General features: G+C 33.9%; 9 protein-coding genes and 1 tRNA gene. 8 read left to right on the forward strand and 2 right to left on the reverse strand.

Translation table 11 applies throughout. The features are described 5' to 3' along the window. The first annotated feature begins 104 nt into the window (after nucleotides 1–104). The 8 genes from AAFN75_RS10095 to AAFN75_RS10130 all read left to right on the forward strand — a co-directional run bounded on the left by AAFN75_RS10095 (nucleotide 105) and on the right by AAFN75_RS10130 (nucleotide 7,409). Nucleotides 105–1,331: a Glu/Leu/Phe/Val dehydrogenase dimerization domain-containing protein gene (locus tag AAFN75_RS10095; RefSeq protein WP_411806222.1), complete on the forward strand. Its 1,227-nt coding sequence runs from the start codon at nucleotides 105–107 to the stop codon at nucleotides 1,329–1,331. Nucleotides 1,332–1,348: 17 nt separating this feature from the next. After that, nucleotides 1,349–2,749, forward strand: a complete 1,401-nt coding sequence (nhaD, locus tag AAFN75_RS10100; RefSeq protein ID WP_411806223.1) for a sodium:proton antiporter NhaD — start codon at nucleotides 1,349–1,351, stop codon at nucleotides 2,747–2,749. A gap of 193 nt (nucleotides 2,750–2,942) precedes the next feature. After that, a complete protein-coding gene (locus AAFN75_RS10105) occupies nucleotides 2,943–3,644 on the forward strand; it encodes a MotA/TolQ/ExbB proton channel family protein (protein ID WP_411806224.1) in 702 nt (233 codons plus the stop codon). Between the two features lies 1 nt (nucleotide 3,645). Further along, a complete protein-coding gene (locus tag AAFN75_RS10110) occupies nucleotides 3,646–4,035 on the forward strand; it encodes an ExbD/TolR family protein (protein ID WP_411806225.1) in 390 nt (129 codons plus the stop codon). A 5-nt stretch (nucleotides 4,036–4,040) separates the two neighbouring features. After that, nucleotides 4,041–4,940, forward strand: coding sequence for an energy transducer TonB (locus AAFN75_RS10115; protein ID WP_411806226.1), 900 nt, complete (start codon nucleotides 4,041–4,043; stop codon nucleotides 4,938–4,940). 4 nt (nucleotides 4,941–4,944) lie between these two features. Next, on the forward strand, nucleotides 4,945–6,162 hold the full coding sequence (locus AAFN75_RS10120; RefSeq protein ID WP_411806227.1) for a bifunctional folylpolyglutamate synthase/dihydrofolate synthase: 1,218 nt from the start codon (nucleotides 4,945–4,947) through the stop codon (nucleotides 6,160–6,162). A gap of 86 nt (nucleotides 6,163–6,248) precedes the next feature. Next, a tRNA-Val gene (locus AAFN75_RS10125) sits at nucleotides 6,249–6,323 on the forward strand. 315 nt (nucleotides 6,324–6,638) lie between these two features. Further along, nucleotides 6,639–7,409 carry a LuxR C-terminal-related transcriptional regulator gene (locus tag AAFN75_RS10130; RefSeq protein WP_411806228.1) on the forward strand — a complete coding sequence of 257 codons (771 nt, stop codon included), beginning with the start codon at nucleotides 6,639–6,641 and terminating at the stop codon, nucleotides 7,407–7,409. Nucleotides 7,410–7,543: 134 nt separating this feature from the next. On the opposite strand, the gene AAFN75_RS10135 is transcribed toward AAFN75_RS10130, so the two are convergent. Both AAFN75_RS10135 and gldJ read right to left on the reverse strand, forming a co-directional pair. Continuing rightward, complete coding sequence (locus tag AAFN75_RS10135; protein ID WP_411806229.1) at nucleotides 7,544–8,827, reverse strand: UDP-N-acetylmuramoyl-tripeptide--D-alanyl-D-alanine ligase; 1,284 nt, start codon at nucleotides 8,825–8,827, stop codon at nucleotides 7,544–7,546. A gap of 89 nt (nucleotides 8,828–8,916) precedes the next feature. Further along, nucleotides 8,917–10,611: a gliding motility lipoprotein GldJ gene (gene gldJ, locus AAFN75_RS10140; RefSeq protein ID WP_411806230.1), complete on the reverse strand. Its 1,695-nt coding sequence runs from the start codon at nucleotides 10,609–10,611 to the stop codon at nucleotides 8,917–8,919. Nucleotides 10,612–10,769 lie beyond the last annotated feature (158 nt).

A 10,769-nucleotide genomic window follows, 5' to 3' on the forward strand; every position in this document is an offset into this window, starting at 1 on the left:
ATTTTTTTTAATCATTTTTTTATGAATCAATTATAGCTACTCTACATACAACTTCCGGTTCTAAACAAGAAAACTGTATATATGAATATGCTAAATAAAAATAAATGAAAAAATTACTAAAAAAATACGAAAATAAATCACCAGAAATAATCTTTAATTGGAAAGATTCTGAAACCGAAGCAGAAGGCTGGGTAGTTATTAACTCACTACGAGGCGGAGCGGCAGGCGGTGGTACGCGAATGCGCAAAGGTCTAGATATGAACGAAGTTTTATCTTTAGCAAAAACAATGGAAATTAAATTTACGGTTTCTGGTCCTGCCATTGGTGGCGCAAAATCGGGAATTAATTTTGATCCTAACGACCCTAGAAAAAAAGGTGTTTTAGAGCGTTGGTATGCTGTTGTTTCGCCTTTACTTAAAAGTTATTACGGTACAGGTGGCGATTTAAACGTGGACGAAATCCACGAAGTTATTCCTATTACCGAAGCAAGTGGCGTTTGGCATCCGCAAGAAGGTGTTTTTAATGGACATTTTAAACCAACGGAAGCTGATAAAATAAATAGAATAGGGCAACTGCGTCAAGGCGTTATAAAAGTTATTGAAAACCCAATGTATTCACCTAGTGTAGCTAGAAAATATACTGTTGCTGATATGATTACTGGTTTTGGTGTGGCTGTGGCAGTTAAACAATACTATAATGTTTACGGTGGATCTATAAAAGGAAAGCGAGCCGTAATTCAAGGTTTTGGTAATGTTGGAGCAGCAGCAGCATTTTATTTGTCGCAAATGGGTGCTAAAATTGTTGGAATTATAGATATTGCAGGCGGATTAATAAATGAAAAAGGTTTTACCTTCGAGGAAATAACCGAACTGTTTTTAGCAAAAAAAGGAAACACTTTGGTTGCCAGTAATTTAATTCCTTTTGAGGAAATTAATAAAGAAATATGGTCGTTAAAAACCGAAATATTCGCACCTTGTGCAGCGTCAAGACTTATTACTATTCATCAAATAGACGAAATGATAGATAGTGGATTAGAAGTTATATCTTGTGGCGCAAATGTACCTTTTGCAGATAAAGAGATTTTCTTTGGACCTATTATGGAACACACCGATTATAAAGTGAGTTTAATTCCAGATTTTATTTCAAACTGTGGTATGGCAAGAGTTTTTGCCTATTTTATGGAGCGAAAAGTACAAATGACAGACGAGGCTATTTTTAATGATACATCAAACAGAATAAAAGAAGCAATACAACAAGTTTATAATAGTAATACATCAAAAACGGAAATTAGTGCTACCGCATTTCAAATTGCACTAAATCAACTAATCTAATTAATTAACAGTAATATATGGAAGCAGCAATTATCTTAGTATTTGTTATGGGTTATTTAGCCATAACTTTAGAACATAGTATTAAAATCGACAAACTCATTCCGGCATTAGTCATGATGGCTATTTGTTGGGCATTAGTTGCTTTAGGAATCGATGGGTTTGCCCAATGGTTCGATTCTGGAAACCATTCCTTAATGGAAAATTTTGGGAGTTTAGCTAGTGAGGAAAAAATGCATTTAATGGAAGAAACATTATTGCATCACTTAGGTAAAACTTCAGAGATTTTAGTCTTTCTTTTAGGAGCAATGACTATTGTAGAGATTATCGATTATTTTGATGGTTTCTCAACAATTAAAGACTTCATAAAAACTAAGAAAAAAAGTAAAATACTTTGGATTTTTGCCATATTAGCCTTCATCTTATCAGCTATTATTGATAACCTTACGGCTACTATTGTATTAATTTCTATTCTGCAAAAAATAGTAAAAGACAGAAGCGTGCGTATTTGGTATGCTGGATTAATTATAATCGCAGCAAATGCGGGTGGTGCTTGGTCTCCAATAGGGGATGTAACTACAACTATGCTTTGGATTGGTAAAAAAGTAACCACAGGACATTTAATTGGTTATTTATTATTACCATCATTTTTATGTATGGCAGTACCAACATTTATCGCGTCATTTTTACCAGCGTTTAAAGGCGATTTAGATGTTGAAGAAGTTGTAGAAAAAAAGAAATCAAGATTTAGTGGCAGAATGCTATACTTAGGTTTAGGTGCTATTATTTTTGTTCCAATATTTAAAGTAATTACACATTTACCTCCTTATGTTGGTATGATGTTATCATTAGGTGTTGTAGCTATTTTTGCAGAGATTTATAGTAGCTCTAAATTTAGTTTAACCGAGTTTAATTCAGAAGAAAGTGATGCGCACGCACACCACAGTCCTGTACACCATTCATTATCTAAAATCGAATTACCAAGTATATTATTCTTCTTAGGTATTTTAATGGCTGTAGCAGCGCTAGAGTCTTTAGGTATTCTATTCAATTTTGCAGGTTCATTGCAAGATTCAATGCCAATGTTAGGTACAGAGCTACACATGGAAGGTCATACAGGCGTATCAGATTTAGTGGTTTTATTATTAGGTGTAGGTTCTGCAGTTATCGATAACGTGCCATTAGTAGCGGCAAGTTTAGGTATGTTCCATGAGCCAATAGATAATGAGTTATGGCACTTTATAGCCTACTCTGCAGGTACAGGAGGAAGTATGTTAATTATAGGTTCTGCAGCAGGTGTTGTTGCTATGGGAATGGAAAAAATTGACTTTTTCTGGTACTTAAAAAAGATAGCTTGGTTAGCATTTATTGGTTTTATAGTAGGTGCAGTAGCATTTATGTTTACTAGAACTTTATTTTAGAATAAAAAATATTTGGGCGCTACCACGAGGGTCGGGCTTTACATTACAAGTCCTCGCACCTCAAAAAAGAGGTGCTGTGGGCTTTTCATTGGAATCCCTAGCGCAAACCCAACAACTATCAAATAATTAGTAAAGTTTCTTTATACTTTAATAGGAAACCAAACGTTATACATTTGCAATAAATTATTATTATATGCTAAGTACATTATTACAAAATACTCAAGACGCTTCAGAGGTAGTTATCGATGGCGAACCTGTTGAAAAAACACTATCAATAATAGAATTAATAAGCAGTGGTGGTCTTGCAGGACAACTTATAATAGCCATTTTATTTCTATTACTTATAGCGGCTATTTATATTTATTTCGAACGTATTTTTGCTATAAAAGCAGCGTCTCAAGTCGATTCTAATTTTATGAATCAAATTAAGGACCATGTTAGTAACGGTAAAATAGATTCAGCACAAATGCTATGTGCCCAACAAAATACACCAGTATCTCGATTAATTGGTAAAGGTATTACTAGAATAGGTAAACCATTAGCCGATATTAATACAGCGCTAGAAAACGCGGGTCGTTTAGAAATTTACGGTCTAGAAAAAAACGTTAGTGTTTTAGCAACTATTTCTGGTGCAGCCCCAATGATTGGGTTCCTTGGTACCGTAGTTGGAATGATATTAGCCATATTCGAATTAGCCAATGCAGGAGGAACTATTCAAATGGACGTTCTTGCAAGTGGATTATATACTGCAATGACAACAACTGTTGCTGGTTTAATAGTAGGTATTGTGGCTTATATGGCTTACAATCATCTGGTAGTTAAAACAGATAAAGTGGTATATCAAATGGAAGCCAATTCATTAGAGTTTTTAGATCACCTAAACGAACCTACATAGTATGAACTTTAGAGGAAGAAATAAGGTTACACTAGAATTCAATATGTCGTCCATGACGGATATTGTGTTTCTATTACTTATCTTTTTTATGATTGCTTCAACTTTAGTCACCACAAATGCTATCGATATTTTATTGCCAAAAGCAAGTGGTAAAACAGAAAACAAAAAATCTGTAGCAGTTAGTATAAAAAAAGATTTAACCTATTATATAGACCAAAAACGTGTTGGCGAAAGTGTTTTAGAGAACGAGCTGTTAGCAGCATTATCATCTCAAGACCAACCAACAATTGTACTTAGGGCAGAGGAGTCTGTTCCTGTAAAAAACGTGGTTAAAGTAATGGATATTGCTAATAGAAATAAGTTTAAAGTTGTATTGGCTGTAAAACCATAAATAAAATGCTTAAAACCAAACATGAAAAGAATTCTGCTAAATTAACCGCTCTAATAGCGATTATAATTGTGTTGTTACTTTTTGTGGTTGGAACAAAATATATGGATCCGCCAGAAGAGTACGGTGTAGCTGTTAATTTTGGTAATTCAAGTACAGGCATGGGCAATGTACAGCCTTTAAAACCTGTAAAGTCCGAGCCATTAGATATTCCAGAGCCGCCACAACCCGATATCTCTAAGGCAGAACCAGAACCTGCGGCTCCTGCAAAAACTTCCGAAATTAAAGAAGAAGTGCTTACCCAAGAAAATGCAGAGGATATTGCTATTAAAAAGCAGAAGGAAGCCGATGCAAAAGCTAAAGCCATTGAAGATGCTAAGGCAAAGGCTGAAGCAAAAGCAAAAGCAGTTGCAGATGCCAAAGCAAAAGCTGAAGCCGATAGAATTGCAAAAGAAAAGCGCGAACAAGAAGAGAAAAAGAAAAAGCTAGATGCTTTAATTGGAGGTGTAAGTAAATCTGAAGGTTCCGAAAGTGGAAGCGAAGGAAATGATAATAAGCCAGGAGATAAAGGTCAGTTAGACGGAGATCCTTATGCACCAAGTTACTTTGGAGGTCAAGGTACAGGAAGTGGAGGCGTAGGTTACGGATTAAATGGTAGAGGTAAAGCATCTTTTAAAAGATTACAACAAGATTGTAATGAGTCTGGGATGGTAATAGTTAAAATTATTGTAAATCAAAGTGGTAATGTAGTATCTGCCGAACCAGGGCAAAGAGGTACAACTAATACGGCACCATGTTTATTAGAGCCTGCAAAAAAAATAGCCATGTCTCATAAATGGCCATCAGATGTTAAAGCACCAACGCGTCAAGTTGGTTTTGTTAGTGTGAATTTCAAATTAAGCCAGTAAGTACATGACATATCAAGATACACTTAATTGGATGTTTTCTCAACTTCCAATGTATCAACGCCAGGGAGCGTCTGCCTATAAGGTAGATTTATCCAACACGGTTTTGCTTATAAATCACCTAAATAATCCACACGATAACTTTAAGTCTGTTCATGTAGCCGGAACTAATGGAAAAGGCTCTACTAGTCACATGTTAGCATCTGTTCTTCAAGAATCAGGGTACAAGGTTGGTTTGTATACTTCTCCGCATTTAAAGGATTTTAGAGAGCGTATTAAAATAAATGGTAAGGAGGTTAGCGAGCAATTTGTTGTCGATTTTATAAAACTAAATAAAGCTTTTTTCGAGGCTAACTGTTTGTCTTTTTTTGAAATGACTGTTGGTATGGCATTCGATTATTTTTCGCAAGAAAATGTAGATATTGCTATTGTTGAGGTTGGTTTAGGAGGCCGATTAGATTCTACTAATGTCATTACACCCGAAGTTTCTGTAATTACAAACATAGGTTTAGATCATACACAGTTTTTAGGAAATACCTTAGAAGCTATCGCTTTTGAAAAAGGAGGTATTATTAAAAAAAATGTTCCTGTGGTAATTGGAGAGACACAACAAGAAACAGAGCAAGTTTTTAAAGACTTAGCGCAAAAACATCAATCTAAAATTGTATTTGCAGATCAGGTGGAAGTTGAGGTTTTAAAATCTGATTTAATAGGAAGTTATCAAGCAAAAAATATAAAAACGGTTATTCAATCTGTAAAAGAGCTTCAAAGCATCGGGTATCGAATAACAAATAAAAATTTAAAAGAAGGTTTACTTCGTGTTGTCAATAATACAGGATTGCTTGGGCGTTGGCAAATTTTAAATACGAGTCCAAAGGTGGTTTGCGATACCGGTCATAATAAAGAAGGTTTAATTTATGTTATGAATCAGCTTAAAAATGAGGTTTTCGATTCTTTGCATGTCGTTTTCGGAGTGGTAAATGATAAAGATTTAAGTACCATTGTAGATTTATTACCAAAAAATGCAACGTATTACTTTTGTAAACCAAATATTTCTCGCGGATTAAGTGCAGAGGTTTTAAAACAGAGAATGGCGGAGTATGGTTTGAATGGCGAAGCTTATGGTTCTGTTAATGAAGCTTATAAGTTTGCTTTAAAAGCTGCAAAAATAGAAGATTTTATTTTTGTTGGTGGCAGTACTTTTGTTGTTGCAGAAATTATTTGAAAATTTTTTAAAAAAAGTTTTTGCAATGTTAAAAACTAGTTTATATTTGCACACCGATAACAAAGGCATGTAGCTTTTTAAAGATCGGGCGCGTAGCTCAGTTGGTTCAGAGCACTTGGTTTACACCCAAGGGGTCAGGGGTTCGAATCCCTTCGCGCCCACAGAAAAATCCTGATAAGTAATTATCAGGATTTTTTATTTCTATTTCTTCCGGAATGAAACTCCGCATATATTTACTATAATAAAGGGTATTACTTGAGCATTTATTAAATGATTAGGGTTCGAATTTCATCGCGTACACAGCTATTAAGATTTCTATTTGATTTTTAATGATACTTCTGGTTTATTGTGATTCTCTTTTTTTTATCACTTATTACTATATAATAATATAAAACTTTAGTCTTCTTAATTTTTTATAAGGTATAACTCAATTGGTTTTGAAGTTTTTTTTTACTTTTAAGCAAATCTCTCTACCTATGGATACGCTAAATATTAAACATGCCTATAAGGAAATATTTAAATCTCACGATAATCCAACTTTAGAAAAGCATATTGAGAAAATAATAGAGCTAGATGTTTATTTACCGTATAGTTCAACGTTTTTCTGTATTACCAATACGCAAAATCTATCCTTCGAGTACATAAGTAAGAATATGAAAGCCTGTTTGGGTATAGATAATAACGATCTTAAATCATTAGGTATGCGATACTTTTGGAGCAGAATTCATCCAGACGATCTAGAAATCTGGCTTAGTGCTCTAAATGAGTTAATGAAGTTTACATTAAAAGAAATATCTATTGAAGATAGAATGAGAGCTAGTTATACATGGAATTATCGATTTAGAGACGCTAATGATAATTATGTAAATGTAATTCAGAATACCACGCCACTGGAATTCGATAGCGACAATAAGCCTATTATTGGGTTAGCGCATTATACGGTGTTGTCTCATCAAATTGAAATGCAGATTTGTGCTTCGGCCAAATTATTGAATGCTAATAACGAATATGAAACTATTTATTTTAATAATTTTTCTCAAAAATTATTATCTGACTGTATTAGTAACAGAGAACGCGATATTATAAGACTTTTAATTTTGAATTATTCGAGTAAAACGATAGGGGAAAGTCTCGGTATTACAGCAAATACAGTTGATACGCATAGAAGAAATATTTTAAGAAAATTAAATATTTCTTCAACCGGAGAACTTATAGGTATGCTTAAAATGAACAGAAACCTTATTTAAAAATTTTACTACTCAAATTGAGTATTGTGCAGTACTAATTTAATATGCATCTTTACAGTGCTATTAATTAGTTCTTAGGGAGAATTATATTAAATAAAGTGTCAGTTTGGAATTTTCAAACTGGCACTTTTACTTTATAGTAAGAATTTTAATGTACGCTCTAACGCCATGCCTCTGGAACCTTTTATTAAAATGGTAGAGTCTTCTATAGATTTTATATTAAACGCTTCTGTAAAGGTGTTAAATGATTGAAATTGTATGGTTTTTGTAGTGTTGGTCTTAGCGCGATTAAAGTTTTCTCCAATAAATAAAATTTGATCTATATCAAGCGATTGCGCTAAATTAGCAATGGTTTGATGTTCTTCAATAGCGGAGTTTCCAAGTTCAAACATATCACCAAGAATAGCTATTTTTTTACCATCTTGTTTTTCGAAATTTAATAAAGCTGCTTGCATGCTTGTTGGGTTAGCGTTATAAGCATCTAAAATTATTTTATTTGAGCCTTGGTTTATTATTTGCGAACGGTTGTTTGAAGGTATATAGTTTTCAATAGCATCTTTTAGATCTAAATCTTCAACTTTAAAGAAGTGTCCTATAGTAATAGCTGCTGCTATATTATTGAAATTGTAGTCGCCAATAAGCTGGCTTTTAATTTCTAAGGTATTATATAAGCATTTTACAAAAGGTTGTGCTTCAATAAAACTTATGGAGACATCTGTATTTTCGGTTTTGTTTCCAAACGTGTATCTATTGGTGTTTTTTGTTTTTTTCTTTTGTATGGCATCACTAAGGTTAACGAAAATGGTTTTCTTGTTAGTAGTTAAATAATTATACATTTCGCTTTTACCTTCAATAACCCCTTGAATACCTCCAAAACCTTCTAAATGTGCTTTCCCGAAATTTGTAATGTAGCCATAATCAGGATGCGCTATACCGCATAAAAATTCAATTTCTTTTAAGTGATTCGCTCCCATTTCTACAATACCAATTTGAGTATCTTTAGTCATTGATAAGAGCGTAAGCGGTACACCAATGTGGTTATTTAGGTTGCCAATGGTAGCTGTTGTATTATATTTTTTAGATAATACAGCGTTAATTAATTCTTTGGTAGTTGTTTTACCGTTGCTGCCCGTTAATGCTACAATAGGTGTTTTTAAATAGTTCCTATGGAAGGCGGCTAGTTCTTGTAAAGTTTTTAAAACATCTTCTACGAGAATTGTTTTGCTAGATGTGTTGTACTGCTCTTCGTCAATTACAGCGAATTTTGCACCGCTTTTGATAGCAGCATCGGCATAACTGTTACCGTTAAAATTGTCGCCTTTTAGAGCGAAAAATAAATCATTCGATTTAATTTTTCTTGTATCTGTGCATATAGCATTGCATTCTAAAAATAGGGTGTGTAAATCTGCTAGTTTCAAAAAAAAGTGTTTTTAATAATCTAAATAAATTTAAATAAAAAAGTCCTAACTCGCGCTAGGACTTTTCCTTTATTTTATAAAACTAAAATTTAGTTTTTCTTTTTCTGTTTTCCTTTACTCTTAGATCCAACTCTAGACATAGCACATCTAAAACCAATGTAATCTGTTGCCATATCTTGAGGAAAGTAACGTCGTTGTGCTGGATCTAACCAGTACTCTCTGTCTTTCCAAGATCCACCTTTGTAAACTCTTACTTCATCATTAATTAAAGATGTTCTGTTATTTCCTTTATCGTATTCTCTAACAATATTTCCTAATGAATCTCTTGTGATAGAGTGTTTAGGTGAATTGTACATTTGTCTTGTTGTAGAAGCTTCTTGACCATCAACACCTTCATCATCATTAAAACTTTCGTAGTTTCTAGATGAGCGTCTGTCACCATCTCTAAAGTTTATTTCGTTACTTTTATCGAAGTTTGAACGTAAATATGTTTCGTTTTCATCAACAGGAACTTGTAATATTTCACCTGGCAAATTTCTAGCAATCACCTTTCCGTTTGAAAGAGTATCATAAACGATATCATCAGAAGTTACAATTTTTACTGTACCGTCTTCATTTAATGCATTTTTTGTGTAAACGTTTCCACGATAGTAGTTAAAGTCATTAAACTCATCATCTATAATAGGTCTGTAAACATCGGCAACCCATTCGGCTACGTTTCCAGCCATGTCATATAAACCAAAATCATTTGGATCATAAGATTTTACTTGGTTAGTAATATCTGCACCATCATCAGACCATCCAGCAATTCCACCGTAATCACCTTTACCTTGCTTGAAATTAGCCATTTGGTCACCACGAATTTTACGTTTTCCAGAACGTGTGTACTGTCCGTCCCATGGATATTTTTTACGTCCACGGTATAGGTTGTAGCTTCTGATTTCACTTAAACCTAAAGCAGCATATTCCCACTCAGTTTCAGTTGGAAGTCTGTATTTTGGAGAAATGATACCTGTTTCACGAGTAGCATAAATGCCAGTTTCGTTTCCGTCAGCATCAGTTCTTGAATTTCTCTTACTACGTCCATCACCATTTATAATTTCTTCATTACCACCGTAAGTTAATGTAGGAGCATTAATATATGTATCTGTACTAAAAGTTTGTTCAGAATCTACGTCTGTAATCTTAGCACCACGTTTAATATATCCAGCTTTTTCTAAGTTGTACTCATTAACACGGTCCGAACGCCAGTTAGCAAACTCAACAGCTTGAATCCAGCTTACACCAACAACAGGGTATTCTCCATATCCAGGGTGACGTAAATAGTTATCCGTCATTACTTCGTTGAATCCTAAACGGTTTCTCCAAACTAATGTATCTGGTAAAGCACCATGATAAATTGCTCTGAAATTTTCGTCAGATGGTGGATAAACACGTTTAATCCAATCTAAGTATTCCATATACATAGCATTGGTAACCTCGGTTTCGTCCATGTAAAATGATTGAACATGTTGTTGATTAGGACTGTTGTTCCAATCATGCATAACATCATCTTGAACTCGACCTTTGGTAAATGTACCACCTTCAACAAACACTAAACCTGGTGAGGTTTCTTGTTCTTTAAAGTCTGTATTGTATTGGAAACCACCGTCTCTGTCGTTGATATTCCATCCAGTAGCTCTGGAGCTATTTTTTGAACTCGAAGATTTTTTGCAACTCGTTGAAGCCACTGTTAGCGCTAAAACTAACAAAGCCTTGAATGCTACTACTTTTTTCATATTCATACCTTTAAGTAAGCTAATAATAATTTTGGTGCTGCAATATAAGAATTTAACCTAATAACGCAAGCTGTTTTTTGCATTTTAACCAAAAAACCACGTATTTCGTCCTGTTTTTTGTGTATTATAACGATGATTTAATATTGGTTAACCATAGTTTTGTG

The sequence above is a fragment of the Algibacter sp. AS12 genome (genome assembly GCF_046736315.1).
In the GTDB taxonomy this organism is placed as follows: Bacteria; Bacteroidota; Bacteroidia; order Flavobacteriales; family Flavobacteriaceae; genus Algibacter_B; species Algibacter_B amylolyticus.